Annotated in this window: 15 protein-coding genes; all 15 read left to right on the forward strand. The window is 49.7% G+C overall.

Annotated elements, in window-relative coordinates:
* The first annotated feature begins 429 nt into the window (after positions 1-429).
* The 15 genes from FPZ49_RS20535 to FPZ49_RS20605 all read left to right on the forward strand — a co-directional run bounded on the left by FPZ49_RS20535 (position 430) and on the right by FPZ49_RS20605 (position 17592).
* A complete protein-coding gene (locus FPZ49_RS20535; protein ID WP_144850427.1) occupies positions 430-1647 on the forward strand; it encodes an ROK family transcriptional regulator in 1218 nt (405 codons plus the stop codon).
* A gap of 335 nt (positions 1648-1982) precedes the next feature.
* Positions 1983-3203 carry an ROK family transcriptional regulator gene (locus FPZ49_RS20540; protein ID WP_144850429.1) on the forward strand — a complete coding sequence of 407 codons (1221 nt, stop codon included), beginning with the start codon at positions 1983-1985 and terminating at the stop codon, positions 3201-3203.
* A gap of 125 nt (positions 3204-3328) precedes the next feature.
* Positions 3329-4279 carry a glucosamine-6-phosphate isomerase gene (locus tag FPZ49_RS20545; RefSeq protein ID WP_144850431.1) on the forward strand — a complete coding sequence of 317 codons (951 nt, stop codon included), beginning with the start codon at positions 3329-3331 and terminating at the stop codon, positions 4277-4279.
* A gap of 21 nt (positions 4280-4300) precedes the next feature.
* On the forward strand, positions 4301-5005 hold the full coding sequence (locus tag FPZ49_RS20550; protein WP_144850433.1) for a PIG-L deacetylase family protein: 705 nt from the start codon (positions 4301-4303) through the stop codon (positions 5003-5005).
* Between the two features lie 36 nt (positions 5006-5041).
* Positions 5042-6055 carry a Gfo/Idh/MocA family protein gene (locus FPZ49_RS20555; RefSeq protein WP_144850435.1) on the forward strand — a complete coding sequence of 338 codons (1014 nt, stop codon included), beginning with the start codon at positions 5042-5044 and terminating at the stop codon, positions 6053-6055.
* 20 nt (positions 6056-6075) lie between these two features.
* Complete coding sequence (locus FPZ49_RS20560; protein WP_144850437.1) at positions 6076-7026, forward strand: carbohydrate ABC transporter permease; 951 nt, start codon at positions 6076-6078, stop codon at positions 7024-7026.
* A gap of 15 nt (positions 7027-7041) precedes the next feature.
* Positions 7042-7908 (forward strand): carbohydrate ABC transporter permease, encoded by an 867-nt coding sequence (locus FPZ49_RS20565; RefSeq protein WP_144850439.1) that lies wholly within the window; start codon positions 7042-7044, stop codon positions 7906-7908.
* 54 nt (positions 7909-7962) lie between these two features.
* Positions 7963-9345, forward strand: coding sequence for an ABC transporter substrate-binding protein (locus tag FPZ49_RS20570; RefSeq protein WP_144850441.1), 1383 nt, complete (start codon positions 7963-7965; stop codon positions 9343-9345).
* A gap of 14 nt (positions 9346-9359) precedes the next feature.
* Positions 9360-10190, forward strand: coding sequence for a sugar phosphate isomerase/epimerase family protein (locus tag FPZ49_RS20575; RefSeq protein ID WP_144850443.1), 831 nt, complete (start codon positions 9360-9362; stop codon positions 10188-10190).
* A gap of 25 nt (positions 10191-10215) precedes the next feature.
* A complete protein-coding gene (locus tag FPZ49_RS20580; protein ID WP_144850445.1) occupies positions 10216-11079 on the forward strand; it encodes a sugar phosphate isomerase/epimerase family protein in 864 nt (287 codons plus the stop codon).
* Positions 11080-11143: 64 nt separating this feature from the next.
* Positions 11144-12136 carry a Gfo/Idh/MocA family protein gene (locus tag FPZ49_RS20585; protein WP_144850447.1) on the forward strand — a complete coding sequence of 331 codons (993 nt, stop codon included), beginning with the start codon at positions 11144-11146 and terminating at the stop codon, positions 12134-12136.
* Between the two features lie 97 nt (positions 12137-12233).
* On the forward strand, positions 12234-13628 hold the full coding sequence (locus FPZ49_RS20590; protein WP_144850449.1) for an extracellular solute-binding protein: 1395 nt from the start codon (positions 12234-12236) through the stop codon (positions 13626-13628).
* 75 nt (positions 13629-13703) lie between these two features.
* Positions 13704-15317, forward strand: coding sequence for a gamma-glutamyltransferase family protein (locus tag FPZ49_RS20595; protein ID WP_144850451.1), 1614 nt, complete (start codon positions 13704-13706; stop codon positions 15315-15317).
* Positions 15318-15487: 170 nt separating this feature from the next.
* Entirely contained in the window at positions 15488-16666 is a 1179-nt protein-coding gene (locus tag FPZ49_RS20600) for an acyltransferase domain-containing protein (RefSeq protein ID WP_144850453.1), read from the forward strand.
* Between the two features lie 161 nt (positions 16667-16827).
* Positions 16828-17592 carry a sugar phosphate isomerase/epimerase family protein gene (locus tag FPZ49_RS20605; RefSeq protein ID WP_144850455.1) on the forward strand — a complete coding sequence of 255 codons (765 nt, stop codon included), beginning with the start codon at positions 16828-16830 and terminating at the stop codon, positions 17590-17592.
* Positions 17593-17686 lie beyond the last annotated feature (94 nt).

Genomic DNA, 17686 nt, shown 5'->3' on the forward strand with positions numbered 1-17686 from the left:
GGCGGTCAACGCCCTTTTCAGACAGAGATTTCTGGTGTAACATAATGGTATGCACCTTTCTGTTTGGAATGGGGATCTAGTCAATTTCCATTTTACCAAACGAAAGGTGTTTTTTTGTCAATTAACTGATTTTTATACTCAGAAGCCGCATGATGCAAGGTTTAAACTACAATTTCGAGCTGCGAAAGTTGAGTTATTTATTAAAGGTAAACCTTTTTGGCACGATCATTTTGGACAATTTTTGACAAATATCCATTGGCAGACAGAGTTGATCCATGCTATATTTAAATGTAAACAAGGGCTGTCCTCAGATCATTTTCTGGCTTTTTTGGGCTGCCCCTCCTCTTTACGGACAATCCCCCGGGGATTTAATCCATCGGTTGGACATATTATAAAAACAAAAAATGCCGTGGGGAGGGGGACTTACACATGATCAAAAAAGCGAACCAACAACAAATCAAGCAAATGAATATGAAAACCGTCTTTCAGCTCATCCAAACAAGCGGGCGCATATCGCGCGCCAAGTTGTCCAAGTTGACGCAGCTGAGTCCGACCACCATTTCTACGATCGTTGAAGAATTGATTCAGAAAGGCCTCGTCGTGGAAAGCTCGCTTATGGACAACCCCGGAGCCGGACGCAAGGCCATCACTCTTGAGATAAATAACTCCAACAAATACGTAATCGGCATGGAGTTTAACGCCAAAGGCATTTCCGGGACGATCTTCAATTTAAAAACCGAGCCGATCATTACGATCACGCATTATTCGAACCGGAAGAAGCTGGCCGAAGAGGAACTGCATCATACGATTCTCGATTTGATCCGTAAGCTGATCGATTCGGTCCAAGACGAGTCGAAGGAGCTGCTCGGCATCTGCATCGGCGTTCCAGGACTGCTCGATGGTGATAAGAAATCGATTCTCGTTTCCACACCGCTCGATCTGACGAATGTGGATATTTACAACAAGCTGAGCGAGTCGGTGCCATACCCGATTCTCATCGAGAACGAGACGATGCTGGCGGCTACCTATGAGAAGGAACGGTTCGAAACAACCGCCGGCCCTTACGTCTATTTGTCGATTAGTAACGGGCTGGGCGCCTGCGTCATGCTTCATAACGAGTACCTGCAGGGAGCCAACGGTGTCGGCCTGGAGATCGGACACATGTCGCTGGATGTCAACGGAGAGCAGTGTCCGTGCGGGAACAACGGCTGCTTCGAATTGCTGGTATCGACCCAGGCTCTTATCCACACGGTGCAGGCGAAGCTTGGCGAATTTCCCGGAAGCATTATTCATGAGCTGATGGAGGGCGATCCGAACCGCCTGAATGAAATCGTGTTGGCGGAGGCTGTTCGCCTGCGTGACCCGCTGGCGATGCAGGTTGTGGGAAGCATGTCCAAAAGCCTGGGCTACGGGATCGTTAATGTCATAAATATTTTCAACCCCGAAATTGTTGTCATTGGCGGACGATTTTCGCTGCTCGGGGAGTTTGTACTGAATACGGTTCTGGAGGAAGTGCGCCGGCGGGCGCTAAAACCGTTCTTACAATCGTGCAAGATCGTATTGTCGCGGCATAAAGAAAACGCTATTTCAAGAGGAGGCTCCATTCTTGCTCTGACCAAAGGGCTGGAGCATGAGTTTAACTGCTAATACGATTTTTGGCTATATAACTGACAAGCTGCGGTGCCGTTTCTTCAAACGGCACCGCAGCTTTTTTTTCGCACGCTGGAAACCTACTGCCACGAGAAATATAACGCAATTAGTAAAGTCGATGAATTAATTTGGAAATAGTCGTTGACAACATGTGCTGAGAACGAGTACATTATGTGTGCAAGCGCTTATATTGTATAAATTTTCCATAAAAAGACGCGAAAAAATCGGTTTTTGTGAACATTCACCGCTGTCGGTACTGCATTTGCAGTTGATTTGTTCAGTCGCCGAAGAAAAAAAGGAGGTCGAATCCGAACAGGCTGGAGGACTTGATTATGATTAAAATAGCGAACCAACAACAAATCAAGCAGACGAATACGAAAACCATCTTCCAGCTTATCCAAACAAGCGGGCGCATATCGCGCGCCAAGTTGTCCAAGCTGACGCACCTAAGTCCGACCACCATTTCTACGATCGTTGAAGAATTAATTCAGAAAGGTCTCGTCGTGGAAAGCTCGCTTATGGACAACCCCGGAGCCGGACGCAAGGCCATCACTCTTGAGCTCAATAACGCGGGCAAATATGTGATCGGCATGGAGTTTAACGCCAAAGGCATTTCCGGAACGATCTTCAATTTAAAAGCCGAGCCGCTTATTACGATCACTCATTACTCGAACCGGAAGAAGCTGGCTGCCGAAGAGGAACTGCATCATACGATTCTCGATTTGATCCGTAAGCTGATCGATTCGGTCCAAGACGAGTCGAAGGAGCTGCTCGGCATCTGCATCGGCGTTCCGGGACTGCTCGATGGCGATAAGAAATCCATCCTCGTTTCCACGCCGCTCGATCTGACGAATGTGGATATTTACAACAAGCTGAGCGAGTCGGTGCCATACCCTATCCTCATCGAGAACGAGACGATGCTGGCGGCCGCCTATGAGAAGGAACGATTTGAAACAACCGCCGGTCCGTTCGTCTATTTGTCAATTAATAACGGGCTGGGAGCATGCGTTATGCATCATAACGAGTACCTGCAGGGAGCCAACGGTGTCGGCCTGGAGATCGGACACATGTCGCTGGATGTCAACGGAGAGCAGTGTCCGTGCGGGAACAACGGCTGCTTTGAATTGGCGGTATCGACCCAGGCTCTTATCCACACGGTGCAGGCGAAGCTTGGAGAATTTCCCGGAAGCATTATTCAAGAGCTGATGGGGGGCGATCCGAACCGCCTGAATGAAAGCGTGCTGGCGGAGGCTGTTCGCCTGCGTGACACGCTGGCGATGCAGGTTGTGGGAAGCATGTCCAAAAGCTTAGGTCAAGGGATCGTTAATGTCATTAATATATTCAATCCCGAGATTGTTGTCATCGGCGGACGATTTTCGCTGCTCGGGGAGTTCATGCTAAATACGGTTCTGGAGGAAGTACGCCGACGGATGCTGCAACCGTTCTTACAATCTTGCAAGATCGTATTGTCGCGCCATACAGAAAACGCCATTTCCAGAGGCGGTTCCATTCTGGCTTTGACCAAAGGGCTGGAGCATCAGTTTAACGGCTAATACGATTTTTTTCCGGAACAAATGGATTCAAATTACAACGCATGTACCACGAGCATATCTCATTTATTTGTACAGTCGATGGATAAATTCGCCGTGGCGATAATTTGGGAGTCGGGGAGGTCACTATGAACTTACTGTCCACGTTGAAAGGATCGTTGTTCGAAGCATTGCTGCCGGCGGGCTGGGATCTTACGAGGATCGATCAATGCGCAAGCGAGACGCCGGAGCGCATATTCGACAGGCAGCAGCATTGGCATGAGCGATTTCAACCGGTCGGCTGCGCCAGTCTTGCAGACTTCGATACATACTTGGGTCATGAAATCGCTTTGCAGATTAAGTTGGCGCGAGATCGGGGCGAGAAGCTTGCGATGATTTTACCGGTCGGCCCGATGGGAATGTACCGGTGGACGGTATTTTTTCTCCGCAGCTGGGGCGTAAAGGCCGACCATGTATACGGCTTCAATATGGATGAATGGAGCGATGCCGAAGGTAATACGCTGCCGGCTTCGAACTCGGGGTCGTTTCAATACGGAATGGAGCAGGCATTGTACGGTCCGTTGGGTGAGTTCACCATTCCGGAAGGGCAACGAAATTTCGCAACGAAGGAGAAGCTTCCGCAGTTTGCCGAGCAGATCAGCGATTTGAAGGCACAGGGTGCGAAGCTGATCGTCGTATACGGGATCGGTCGGGTGTTCCATATTGCGTTCTGGGAGCCGCATTTCGCCGCCGAGTTCCATAACGAAGCGGAGTGGGGGAAGCAAACGCATCGGGTGGGTGCGAACCTGCATCCGTTAACCGTCGAGCAGAATGCGCTCACCAGCTTTAAAAGCCGAACGACACTCGTCCCCTGCTACGCGAATACGATCGGACCGGGCTTGTTCCTCCAAGCCGACTATGCGATCGGCGGAGCGGACGGGGTAATGGGAAGAGGGATGATGTGGCAGGGAATGTCGCTCTGGACGACGCTTCGCTACGGGAAATCCCCATGGGTGCCATCCTCTTACATGCCGACGCTGCCGGGCAAGCTGTTCTTCCTGCAAGAGCTGGCCGGACCGCTTACGGCGGATCTGAATTAACGAGAGAGTGGGGCGAGCGACGTGAAAATACTTGCGATCGGAGCGCACCCGGATGACTTGGAAATTTCCTGCGCCGGTACGCTTACCAAGATGAAGCAGGCAGGCCACGACGTTGTGCTGTGCCACGCCAGCAATGGGGACAAAGGGCATTATGTAATTCCGGCTGAGAAGCTGGTCCTCATTCGCCAGGAGGAAGCGAAGCAAGCGGGAGCGGTGATCAGCTGTCCGGTTATTTCTCTGGGGCTCAAGGATGGAGAAATCCTTTCCGAATCGGAAGAGGCACGGAGCGCGTTTATCGACCTGATTCGCTCCGTGCAGCCGGATATGGTTATCACACATGCGCCGAACGATTACATGCCGGATCACGTGGCGGTAAGCAAGCTCGTGTTCGATACGACGTTCGTTGCGACACTGCCCGGCTTCTCCAACCGGTATCCATTTGCGCTAAAGGTTCCGGCATTATTTTACATGGACAATTTATCCGGAATCGATTTCCAACCGACGATTTACGTCGATGTCACCGATACGTTCGAGACGAAGCTGAACATGCTCCGCCAGCATCAAAGCCAGCTCGTCTGGCTGAAGGAGCACGACAACGTAGACATTGTGGATTTTGTTCAAACGCTCGGCAAAATGAGAGGCATTCAATCCGGATGCAAGTTTGCGGAAGGCTTCATTCAGCACATGGTTTGGACCCGGCCCAACGCCGTCAGGTTCCCGGTGTAAAACCGCAACTACTATTTAGAGAAAGGGTGCTGCCGCATGGCGAAAAAGTTTGTCGTTGTCGGAACAGGTTGGGTTGCCGGGGAGTACTTGAAGGCGATCCACAACAGCCCTCAAGCGGAAGTGCACGGCATCGTCTCGCGAAGCCGGGAGCACGCCAAGTCACGCCTGACCGAGCTTGGCATCGATGCAAGGGTTTACGAATCTTACGAGCAGGCCGTGCGCGATTCGAACGTCGATGCCGTCGTGCTCTGCTCGACGCCGGACGTCCGGGCCGAGCAAGTGATTTCGGCCGCACAGCACGGCAAGCACATCGTCATCGAGAAGCCTCTCACGATGGATAGAAAGAGCTTGGCCGATATGGCCCAAGCGCTGGAGCAGCATCCGGTCACGACGGTTGCCAGCTTCGTGCTTCGCTGGAATCCCGCCTTCGAAACGATCAAAGCGTTGATCGACGACGATGCGCTCGGCCGCGTATTTATGGCGCAAATCGATTATTGGCATCATATCGGCCCGCATTACGGCCAATACAGCTGGAGCAGCAAAAAGGCGCTGGGGGGCAGCAGCATTCTTTCCGCCGGGTGCCACGCGGTGGACGCCGTCCGCTATTTTGCAGGAGACGTTACAGAGGTGACCGCCTATTCCTGCTCCACCTGGTCGCATTCCGAATACGAATTCGATCCGAACGCCATCGCCATCATGAAGCTTGCTAACGGTGGCGTGGCCAAAGTTTCATCTTCCCTCGAATGTAAAACTACCTACAAATTCAACATCCATCTTCTCGGGGAAAAGGGTTCCATTATGAACAACCATCTGTTCTCCCACAAGCTCCCAGGTCAGACCGACTATGCCACAATCCCCACGATTCTGCCCGACAGCGGGGATGTCAGCCATCATCCTTTTGTTCATGAAATTAACGATTTCCTTGATGCGCTCAACGCGCAAAAGAAAACGAGATGCGATTTCTTCGATGCGTATAAATCGATGGAAGTGAGCTTTGCCATCGACGAGTCGATCGCGACCGGCAAGACGGTTGTATTAGCGCCGAATTGATGAAGAAGGAGCTGTAGCCAATGGCAGTTTCCACACAACCGGCATCGGTTCGGGCGACCGAATCGGCACGAGTGCGGAGGAATTTGAAGGAGCGAAACAACTTGATGGGCTACGTGTTCGTAGCGCCGTTAGTCATAGGCATTCTCGCTTTCGCCATTTATCCGATGCTCGCCGCCTTAATGTTAAGCTTCACGCAAACTTCGGGTGCCACTTTGGCCGGGAAATGGGTAGGGTGGTCCAATTATCAATATGCCCTAAATGACCCTATCTTCTGGAAGTCGCTTTTTAACACACTCAAAATGGGCGTTTTATCCGTTACTCTCGGCATCGTTGTTTCGTTCATCTTGGCCAGTATGATCAACAGCGTAAAATGGACGAAAGGGAAAAATATTTTCAAAGGAATCTTTTTCCTGCCCAACGTTATTTCCGCTGTAGCCACCACACTGTTGTTCAGCTTTCTGTTCTTCCCAACCGAACAAGGATTGTTGAACTACGTGCTGGGGTACATCGGTATCCAACCAGTCGGGTGGTTTACGGACCCCAAGTATTCTCAGATTAGTATCGTTCTTATGAGTCTCTGGGGAGCGCTCGGCTATAACACAATCATCTTCATTGCTGGGCTGCAAAGCGTACCCAGAGATTTATACGAAGCTGCCGAAGTGGACGGTGCCTCCGGAGTGACAAAATGGTGGTATATTACGATTCCGTATATGCGGCCCATTTTCGTATTTATGATTGTTATGGGAACGATCGGAAGTATGAAGCGCTTTACCGATGTGTGGCTCATAGGCGGTACAGCGGGCAATCCGAGTGGAACGATGCTGACTTCGGTGCTCTACATTTATCGAAACGCCTTTTTGGCCGGACAGATGGGCCTGGCGACTGCGGCATCTTACCTGCTGTTCATCGTCATATTGATTCTGACGGTGCTGCTGCTGAAGTTGAACCGGAAAAAGGATAGTTTCGATTAGAAGGAGGGATCGACCATGTCGGCTGTTGCTCATAAACTCGGCTCCAAAAAACGTCAAGAAGCCACCGTTCAATGGACTTTTATCACGCTGTTATCGCTCGGTTCGTTAGTGATGATCATACCGCTCATCTGGATGATCAGCACCAGCTTCGACTGGGCGGCCAGACTGGAGCTCAGCTTCCCACCAAGATTTTGGCCGGAGGACCCCTCCTTGAAAAACTACCGTGCTGCGTTTACGAACGTTCCGATGCTCAAATACATCGGCAATTCGCTCCTCGTTGCAGTCGGTCATATGATTGTCAGCATTATCTCCGCCTTGTTATCCGGATACGCTCTGTCCAAAATCAAGTTCAAAGGCTCGAACGTGGTATTGGTATTGGCGCTTAGCACGATGATGATTCCTTTTGAAATGACCATGATTCCGCAGTACTTGCTCTTCAGTAAGCTCCATCTGATTGATACGTACTGGTCGTTCTACTTGCCGGCACTCAACTACGCGTTCGGCACTTTCTTGGCCAAAGCGTTTATCGACCAGCTGCCGTCCAGCCTGCGCGAGGCGGCGGTAATCGACGGTGCGGGCGAGTTTACTGTATTCTGGAAAATTTATTTCCCACTGTGCGCCCCGATCGTGGCAACCATGGTAATTCTGTTGTTCCTTGGGGTGTGGAACGAACTGCTATGGCCGCTGCTGGCACTCAAAACATCTTCAAAGTATACGATTCAGCTCGGCCTAGCGATGTTTACTTACAACAACGGCGTCAACAAATTACCTTCCATTATTATGGCCGCCACCACCGTCAGTCTGATTCCTGTCGTCGCCGTGTATTTATTTTTGCAGAGGTACATTATCGAGAGCATCGCCTTGACCGGGATCAAGCAGTAAGCTGACCCGCCAAGCTCTGAATCTTCAATCTAAAATTGAAGGGAGTTCCTTTCTGTGAAAAAAACAACATTTCTAACCTCGCTTTCTATTCTAACCGCTCTTTCTATCACGGCCTGTTCATCATCCACATCCTCAGATGAAGCGGTGTCGACAAAGGTAGCTCAAAAATCCGATCTTAAAGGCACGGTAAGGGTCGCTTTAGCCGGATGGCAGCTGGATAATGGTATCGATGCGCAAACCGGTAGCGAAAGCATCGGATTGAAGCAATTCCTGAAAGAAACGTTTGAGAAGCAGTACCCGAATATCAAGCTGGAGCTTTATCAAATCCCTTGGGAAAACGCGAAAGCCAAGCAATATGCCATGCTCCTTTCCAAGGACGTAGACATCCTGTACACCGGGGGAGCGTATGCCGCCCAGTGGTATCAAGAAGGGTTGTTAAGAGACATCGACGATTTGATCAAAGCGGACCCTTCGTTCGATTCCTCCATTTATCTGGATGGCGTACTGAACAACTCTTACAGCACCAAGTCTCTTGACAAATCGCATCAGTACGGTTTACCGGCCGTACTCGGCAGACGGATGACCATCTACGACAAGAAGCTGTTCGACGATTGGGGCGTACCTCCGCTATCGAGTAAAGCGACTCCGGATGAGATTTTAAACGCAGCCACGAAAATGACAGGCAAAAATCCGAAAACAGGCGAGCAAAACTACGGCATTTACTGGAGCGGCAACTCGATCAACGGTTCCACCTTTGTCGGCTTGACGCTTGCTTTCGGAGCCAAGGGCGCTGAGGGCAGCCTGAAGGACATGAAGAACATTAAGTGGCAACTGAACACCCCTGAAATGGTGAAAGTGATGGAGTGGCTGAGAAAAGCGGCACCTCTTGCGCCTCCAGGATTCGTAAACGCGCAAGGCTCGGAAAACTTCGGACTTGCGAAAAACAACATCGGCATCGGCATCGACGTCAACGGCGGCTCCACAATGAGCGATTTCCGGGTCAATAAAACTACTGAGAATCTTAACCGCTTTATCCCTGCCATGAACGTCGGACCGAAAGGCGAAAGCTGGGTTGCCGTCGACCCGTTCATTATGTCCAAAAATGTGAAAGACGAAAAAGCGGCGTGGGAAGCAATGAAATTTTTAGCCGGTTACGAAACGCAGAAGCATAATTACAAATATTTCTCTTACACGCCGACATTGAAAAAACCGGATTTCATTACGAAAGAGGACAAATACGTACAAGAAGCGTTGAAAATCGCCGACCTCGCACACTCCGAGCTGATGGACGAAGCGAACCCTTTCTTCTTGAGCGACATCGTACCGGCGGTCAACGGCTTCATTAGCCAAGCAGCCAAAGGGAACGCGCCTGACAGCAAGCAATTCCTCGACGATTTACAGAAACGCGCAGAAGCTTGGTCTAAAAACTTAAAATAAGGAGTGTTTCGTACATGCTTAAGGGGCTTAATCAATGGTGTTTTCCGGTCGGCACACCACTGGAGCACATTTTCGACACGTGCCAGAAGGCCGGATACGATGCAGTAGAATTAAATATGTATGAGCCCGGCGGTGTCGGGCTCACGATCGATTCGACGGCGGCGGAAGTTGAATCGATCGGAGCGCTCGCTCGAAAGTACGGCCTGCAGCTCCGCAGCTTGTCCACCGGTTTGTTTGGGAAATACCAGCTGTCGTCGAAAGACGAATCGATCCGGGAAGCGGCACTTAAGACGATTAGGAAGCAGCTGGAAATCGCCAGCCTCCTCGGCATCGATACGATTCTCGTCATTCCGGGCAGAGTCAATGATGAAATCTCCTATGACGTGTGCTATACCCGAAGCCAAGAGGAGCTCAAGAAAGTAGTGCCGGACGCTGAAAAGTACGGAATTTATCTCGGCATCGAGAACGTGTGGAACAAGTTTTTGCAGTCTCCGCTTGAAATGGCGAGGTATATCGACGAGCTTCAATCTCCATATGCAGCCGCTTACTACGATGTAGGTAACACGCTGAGCATTGGCTTCCCGGATCAATGGATCCGCATCCTCGGCAGCAGAATCAAGAAGGTTCACGTGAAAGACTTTAAGCCGAATGTAGGCAATTACAACGGATTCGTTCCGCTGCTTGCTGGCGACGTCCCTTGGGCCCGGGTAAGGCAGGCTCTGCGCGATATCGGCTATACGGATACGCTCACTGCGGAGCTGGATGCCTATGCCAGCACGCCGGATCAGCTGATTTACGATACGGCCAGACATATCGACTTTATCATCCATGGGGAAGTAAGATAACCCCCACGAGATCGGAGGCTATGGTATGAAAATCGGTTTAAGCACGTACAGCTTGTCTAGGGCTATCAAGGCCGGAGAGATGGATGTTTTGCAGGCGATTGAATGGATCGCCGACAACGGCGGGGAGCATGTGGAAATCTCCACTTTCGGCATTGATCTGGAGGAAACGCCGGAGCTTGTGGACGCGATCGTGCGCAAGGCGCAGGAAAGAGCGATCGACATTTCCAACTACTGTATTTCGTCCAACTTTATTAAACCGAGTGCCGCTGAATACGAGGCCGAAATCGAGCGTGTGAAGAGGCACGTCGATATTGCACGGCGGCTCGGCGTGAAAACGATGCGACACGACGTCGCTTTTCGGCCGAAAAACGAATGCGCCATTGAGCAGTTCGAAGCCGATTTGGAAAGCCTGGTTCACGCGACACGCAGCGTAGCCGATTATGCGGCCCAATTCGGCATCACGACCAGCGTTGAAAACCACGGTTATTTCATCCAAGCCAGTGACAGAGTGCAAAGACTGATTCATGCCGTCAATCGCAGCAATTACAAAACGACCATGGATATCGGTAATTTCATGTGCGTCGACGAAGATTCGGTTTCCGCCGTGAAAAAAAATATCGCCTATGCCTCCATGGTTCACCTGAAAGATTTTTACCTTCGCCCGTCGTACCGCAACCCAGGCGAAGGGTGGTTCCAATCGTCGGGAGGGAACTACTTGCGGGGAGCAATCGTCGGCCAAGGCGATGTCGATATGCCCGAGGTCATTCGAATCGTCAAAAGCTCGGGCTATGACGGCTATATTTCCATCGAATTTGAGGGAATGGAAGATTGCCGGTTAGGCTCCAGAATCGGAATGGAGAACGCCAAACGCTTGTGGGAAGAGGCGTAAGCTTTAAGCAGTAACCGCACCAAGTAATGGTAACTAAGCCGATGAATATGGGAGGATGTTGTTCATGGTACGTGTAGCCGTAGTCGGGGTGGGCGTCATTGCCGCCGAGCATTTAAAGAATCTGCAACAAAATGAGGACGCACAGTTAGTCGCCGTGTGCGATATCATCAAAGAAAATGCCGAAAAGGTCGGGCAGCAATACGGCGCGGTCCCTTACACGGATTTCGACGCTATGCTCGACAACGAAGATATCGACGCGCTGTTCCTTTGCGTGCCTCCTTTCGCCCACGGGGATATGGAGGAGAAGGCTGCCGCACGCGGTATCCATCTCTTTGTCGAGAAGCCGGTCGGGCTCGATATGGAGACTGTGCAGCGCAAAGCCAAGGTATTGAAGGAAGCCGGCATCATCACCGGAACCGGTTATTGCTTGCGCTACCTGGATACTGTGGCGATCGCCAAGCAATATTTGCAAGACAAGAAGATTGCTATGGTTCGCGCTCACCGGTTCGGCTCCATCATTCCGCTTGCTTGGTGGAAAGTAATGGCCAAATCCGGCGGCCAGCTCGTTGAACAAACGACGCACAACGTCGATCTGATGCTGTATTTGGCAGGAGATGTCGAGAGAGTGTCTGCGGATACCGCTCTCCGGGTTATGGACGATGTAGAGGGAATCGACATTCCGGACGTGTATTCCGTGAACTTCCGCTTCGCCTCCGGCGCTGTCGGGCATATCGACACTTCCTTCGTCGACCAACCGGACGGACGCTCCGTTCTCGAAGTGATCGGCCGCGGCTTCCGGGTCACTCTTGAGGGTACGTCGCTCACGATTCTGGAAAAAAATAAATCCGTTACGTACAAGAGCAACATCAGCTTCTACAAAGAGCAGGACGATGCGTTCATCCAAGCCGTGAAGACCGGGAATCGCGCCGGCATCCTGGTGCCTTACGAGGTTGCGGCAAGAACGCTTGAGGTTACGCTTGCCGCGCACCAATCCTCCGAAACGGGAACATTCGTGATCTTGTCGCCGTATAAAGAAAAGGCTACGACCCTCGGATAAGGATACTTTTACCGGTACTGGTCGGATGAGAACTTTGCCGCTGTTGACTAGCATTTTACAGGACGGCTTTAGAATTATCTTAAGGAGCTGGGATAAATTGAGGAAGTATGTAGTCGGTTTCATCATCTTCATCTTAGTCTTTACACTAGCGGCTTGTTCATCAGGAACGTCCACGACGGAAAGCGCTACTCCGAGCAGCAACGACACTCCAAAGCAAGATAGCGGCAAAAAGAAGCTTTCAGGCGAGGTGCGGGTCGCAATTGCAGGCTGGCAGGTTGAAAACGGACTTGACCCGATCACCGGCAAAGAAAGCATCGGACTTAACCAGTTTATTAAAGATACATTCAATAAGCAATTTCCTGATATTCAAATCAAAGTCACCCAGATTCCATGGGAAAATGCACAGGCCAAGCAGCAAGCTATGTTAATTTCGAAGGACGTGGATGTCCTTTATACCGGCGGGGCGTTTGCTTCCCAATTTTATAACCAGGGTTTCCTGAGAGACATTGACGATTTGATCAAATCCGATGGCAGCTTCGATCCAAACATGTACATCCAAAGCATTTATAACAGCGCCTATAGTCTGGTGAAAAACGGCAAGCACTACGGACTGCCGGCTTCGACAGGCAGAAGGATGACCGTATACGATAAGGAGTTGTTCAAACAATGGGGCGTAGAACCCTTGTCGGAAACGCCGACTCCGGAAGAAATTTTTACGAAGGCGGTAAAAATGACTGGCACCAATCCGGTTACAGGTGAAAAGAATTATGGCCTGTGGTGGAGCGGTAATGCCCTGAACGGTTCGACCATTGTGGCTCTCACCTATGCATTCAATGCCCCGGGGGCGCAAGGAAATCTCAGCGATCCCAAAAATATCAAATGGCAGTTGAACGCGCCTGAAATGGTGAAGGTGCTTAACTGGCTGAAGGAAGCTTCGAGACTTAATCCTCCGGCTTTTGTGAATGGGCAGGGTGCGGAAAAGTTCGGTTTGAAGGATAATAAAATCGCCATCGCACTCGATTATTCCGGCCAAAATACGCTTAGCGACTATAAAGCTACAGGAAATACGAGTCTGATGGACCGATTTATACCGGTCATGAATCTTGGACCTAAGGGCAGCGGTTGGGTGTCGCTCGACCCGATCATTATGGCCAAGGATGCCAAAAACATTGAAGCCTCTTGGGAAGTTATGAAATTTTTGGCTGGCTACGACAGACATAAGCATTGGTACAACAACTTCGGCAACTCCAGCATTTTGACCAACCAGGATTATGTGGATCCGAAGGACAATTACGCCGCAACCGCCAAGAAAATCGCCGCCGTTACCACCCCTACCTTAATGGATGAAGCGAATCCGTTCTTTAGCGCCGAGATCGTTCCGGCCATTAACGGATTTGTAAGTAAAGCGGCCACCGGCAATGCTCCGGACATTCAGAAGTACTTAGATGATCTGCAAAAGAGAGCGGAAAACTGGTCGGCGAACCAGAAATAATAGCTCCGAGAAAGTTGAAAGGTGAGATGACATATCTCACCTTTCTCAATTCCATTAGAGGAGGAACCGAACTTCATGCTTAACTATGACCCGTTATATCATCCTTTCGGCTCGCAGAGAGTCGTAACGTATGCAAGAAAAGGAATCGTCGCCACGTCCCAGCCGCTTGCGGCTCAGGCCGGGCTCGATATTCTGAAGAAGGGAGGCAACGCCATCGATGCGGCCATCGCGACCGCCGCCGCCTTAATCGTCGTCGAGCCCCATTCGAACAGCTTCGGCGGCGACACCTTCGCCATCGTATGGACGCAGGGGAAGCTGCACGGCTTGAATTCCAGCGGTCCTGCCCCAAGAAGCATTTCCATCGAAGCCGTCAAGAAAATGGGCTACGACAGGATACCGGGGTCGGGGATGCTTCCGATCACGGTGCCCGGTACGCCTGCGGCCTGGGTCGCGTTGTCGGAAAGGTTCGGCAAGCTGCCTTTAACCGAAGTACTGAAGCCGGCCATCGAATATGCAGAGCAAGGCTACCCGATATCGCCTTACATCGCAAAATCGTGGAAGCTGAAGTATGACATCAATAAAGAATCGCTTACGGGCAAAGAGTTTGAGCCGTGGTTCCAAACGTATGCCCCTAACGGCAGACCCCCTCAAAGCGGGGAAATGTGGAGCTCCGCCGATCATGCGAGAACGATGCAAGCAATCGCTGAAACGAAGGCCGAAGCCTTCTATCGGGGGGAGCTGGCCGACAAAATCCACGATTATATCAAACAGTTCGGAGGCTTCCTGACCAAAGAGGATTTAGCCGAATTCCGGCCGGAATGGGTAGACCCGATCAAGGTGACCTACAAAGGCTATGACATTTGGGAGCTCCCGCCGAACGGGCAGGGCCTGGTCGTCCTGATGGCGTTGAATATGCTCAAGGATTACGAATGGGCGGATATGCATTCGGCCGATACGTACCATAAGCAAATTGAAGCGATAAAGCTGGCCTTTGCAGACGGGTTAAAGTACATCACCGATCCGAAGCGAATGAAGTGCAGTGTAGAAAATTTGCTGTCCGACAACTATACGCAGCTGAGACGTTCGTTAATTTCCGACGTCGCGCTGCAGCCGGAGCCTGGGGAGCCGCAGCCAGGTGGCACTGTCTATTTGGCTGCAGCCGACGGAGACGGCAATATGGTGTCGCTCATTCAAAGTCATGCCGGAGATTTCGGATCGAGCATTGTGATACCGGGAACGGGCATTTGCATGCAAAATCGCGGCAGCGGCTTCTCGCTTAATCCCGACCATCATAATTGCCTGGAGCCGGGCAAGAGAACGTACCATACCATCATCCCCGGGTTTATTACCTATCGAAACCAGCCTGTCGGTCCGTTCGGCATTACCGGAGGCATGACGCAGCCTCAAGCTCATGTTCAAGTCGTGTCGAGCATGATCGACTTTCATTTAAACCCTCAGGCAGCTCTTGATAAGCCCAGATGGAGATGGGTCAAGGATAAGACGGTAGAGTTTGAGCCGGGCTTCCCCGATCATGTCGCCCAAGCAATCGCGAGGAAGGGGCATCATGTACAACGGGCAATGGATGCGTTCAATTTTGGCCGTGGACAAGTTATATTGAAGGATTTGCACACGGATGTGCTTGCGGCAGCAACCGATCCGAGAGTGGATGGAGCTATCGCCGCTTGGTAAATAGCCTCGATTTGAGAGCCGTCAACTGGGTTTACCTCGGTTGACGGCTCGGCATTGGAACCGATCCATAGTTTTTTTAGTTCTAAGACTGCCCTTTCTAAACATTGTACAGGTGAATTCGCATGGAGTATGGTTAGCCAGCAATTGGTTAATAAGAGAGGAGTAAATGAATGGAACTTTTGTTATTATCAGAAGACTTAACACAGCATTACTGCCGGAAAATTTTGATGCCTGAAGGGGCAACCGAATTATTGGTGGACATCACCAATAAAATAAACAATGATCAAAAACTTTTAGACGTTTATATGGAATTTTATAAGAGTAATATAGAAAGCGGATATTGGACAACAGTTTGGGAACCATTGACTATTCATTCTTACGTGGAAGAAGTCTTCGGAAAGGAAGCTTCGCTTTTTTATCTGCACGCAGCACTGCAAAGACTACCTCTTACTGAGCAGAAGTATTCCGAAAGGGGACTGAGTGAAGAGTTATTTGTAGAAACCCTAAGGGATATCGGTGTATGGGTTCAAAATGCATATAATTTAGTGGGCTATTATGCCATTAGAAATTTCAGCTGGATCTGGAGGCATCTTGAAGCCAGAATGTTTCGCCTGGGTGGAATGCAATTTATGGCAACGAAATTTTCCGGGGTCGTAAAAGGCTTTTACAATGAGAAGGAAGATATCTTTTTGCTCTTAAGCAGCGAAGGGATGGAGTTAAGAGCAAATGGTGATATGCAAGGAGTATGTAAAAAAGAGAAAACAACCGATGGCTTTGTGACGGAATATGAGGAAACGGAAGATTATTTCATTGGAAATCCAATAACTCCCATTGGTAAAGGCTTAAACAAACCAATAAAACTTAAAAGGGACGAATGGAAAAAAGTACTGGACAAGGATGATACTTTGCTTGAGATCCACATCCCAAGAGATACAGCTTTTGATATGGAATCTATAAAAGACACATATACTAAAGCTAAGAAATTTTATGCTACCTACTTTCCTGAGGTCAAGTATAAAGGTATGGTATGCCATACGTGGCTGTTTACTCCCCAACTTCGAGAGATGTTACCGCCTTCCAGCAATATCGTAAAGTTCCAAAAACAGTTCTACCTCTATCCGACAGCGGGTTCAGTGCGTTTTTTATGGAATTTTGTATTTAATGAATTGACCGAGGTAAAGGATGCAAAACCTGACACCACTTTAAGGAAACAAGTCCTTAATTATTTAGAAGAAGATAGAGAGATATTTGATATGAATGGGGTATTTCTTGATTTATGCGGTACTTTTGGAACAGTATCCTACAGCGAAGCTGCCGATGGTGCTCGAGTTTGGGGAGTTTCTAAATGAAGTGCAAACCAAATCAAGACATGGCCGCTCCGGTTTCATCCGTATTAATGTCCAAAGAAGAATTCACATTAAATTTTTTGAATAGATGACGGATGCGGAGTGCTGATTGGCTACAAAGAACGAACATGCTTTTAGACTACATAATAAAAGGAAGTGTTTGGATGAAGCTCGGAGCTTGTGTAGACATTGAGCAAGCCGATATCGCTTTTGAAGCCGGTTACGATTACTTGGAGTGCACAGTAAGGTCCTTAAAACCGGAAGAAAGCGATTATGCATTTCGGGATACGATGACTCGATTCCTTGAGAGCCCATTGCCCGTCGAGGCCTTTAACATCCTTTTGCCTGGCGAATTAAAAATTGTCGGTGAAGCAGTAGATTATGACCGGGTGAAGCGATATTTGGAGAAGGCGCTGGAACGGGTAAAGCGAATTGGCGGTGAAACGATTGTTTTCGGAAGCGGCGGAGCAAGAAGATTGCCAGACGGGTTTTCTCGTGAAAAAGGGAATGAACAAATTGTTCAGTTTCTTCACATGATAGCGGATTATGCCGATCCGCTCGACATTACCATTGTTATTGAACCTTTGTATAAAAAAGCATCGAATACAATGAACGTGATCCCTGAGGCTGTAGAGATGGCCCGAAAGGTAAATCGTAAATCGATTTGTGTTTTAGCTGATTTTTTTCATATGGTTGAGGAAAGCGACCCCTTGGAAAACATTGTGAAATATAAGGACTATATTCGACATATTCATACTTCGGATAATTACACTCCGCCAGGGAAAGGCGAGTATCCGTATCCAAGCTTTGTGGATTGCATAAAGCGGGCTAACTATGACGGCCGTATATCCATCGAATGCGTTTGGAATGATTTCGCGAAAGAAGCGGCGGATTCCAGAAGGTTTGTTCAACAAGCATTTAATTTATAGCGAGGTATCCGATAGTGTAAAGGAGGCAGGTGCGCCGGGTACATTCACTAACCTGACGCACCTAGGGCAAGAAAATTTTTCGCAAGCAAACTTA

It is taken from the genome of Paenibacillus cremeus (assembly GCF_007786445.1).
Lineage (GTDB): Bacteria > Bacillota > Bacilli > Paenibacillales > NBRC-103111 > Paenibacillus_G > Paenibacillus_G cremeus.

What these genes read in the sequence shown, in the direction of transcription:
- FPZ49_RS20535 (WP_144850427.1), top strand. Translation starts at nt 430, where the DNA reads ATGATCAAAAAAGCGAACCAACAACAAATCAAGCAAATGAATATGAAA.
- FPZ49_RS20540 (WP_144850429.1), top strand. Translation starts at nt 1,983, where the DNA reads ATGATTAAAATAGCGAACCAACAACAAATCAAGCAGACGAATACGAAA.
- FPZ49_RS20545 (WP_144850431.1), top strand. Translation starts at nt 3,329, where the DNA reads ATGAACTTACTGTCCACGTTGAAAGGATCGTTGTTCGAAGCATTGCTG.
- FPZ49_RS20555 (WP_144850435.1), top strand. Translation starts at nt 5,042, where the DNA reads ATGGCGAAAAAGTTTGTCGTTGTCGGAACAGGTTGGGTTGCCGGGGAG.
- FPZ49_RS20560 (WP_144850437.1), top strand. Translation starts at nt 6,076, where the DNA reads ATGGCAGTTTCCACACAACCGGCATCGGTTCGGGCGACCGAATCGGCA.
- FPZ49_RS20565 (WP_144850439.1), top strand. Translation starts at nt 7,042, where the DNA reads ATGTCGGCTGTTGCTCATAAACTCGGCTCCAAAAAACGTCAAGAAGCC.
- FPZ49_RS20575 (WP_144850443.1), top strand. Translation starts at nt 9,360, where the DNA reads ATGCTTAAGGGGCTTAATCAATGGTGTTTTCCGGTCGGCACACCACTG.
- FPZ49_RS20580 (WP_144850445.1), top strand. Translation starts at nt 10,216, where the DNA reads ATGAAAATCGGTTTAAGCACGTACAGCTTGTCTAGGGCTATCAAGGCC.
- FPZ49_RS20585 (WP_144850447.1), top strand. Translation starts at nt 11,144, where the DNA reads ATGGTACGTGTAGCCGTAGTCGGGGTGGGCGTCATTGCCGCCGAGCAT.
- FPZ49_RS20595 (WP_144850451.1), top strand. Translation starts at nt 13,704, where the DNA reads ATGCTTAACTATGACCCGTTATATCATCCTTTCGGCTCGCAGAGAGTC.
- FPZ49_RS20600 (WP_144850453.1), top strand. Translation starts at nt 15,488, where the DNA reads ATGGAACTTTTGTTATTATCAGAAGACTTAACACAGCATTACTGCCGG.
- FPZ49_RS20605 (WP_144850455.1), top strand. Translation starts at nt 16,828, where the DNA reads ATGAAGCTCGGAGCTTGTGTAGACATTGAGCAAGCCGATATCGCTTTT.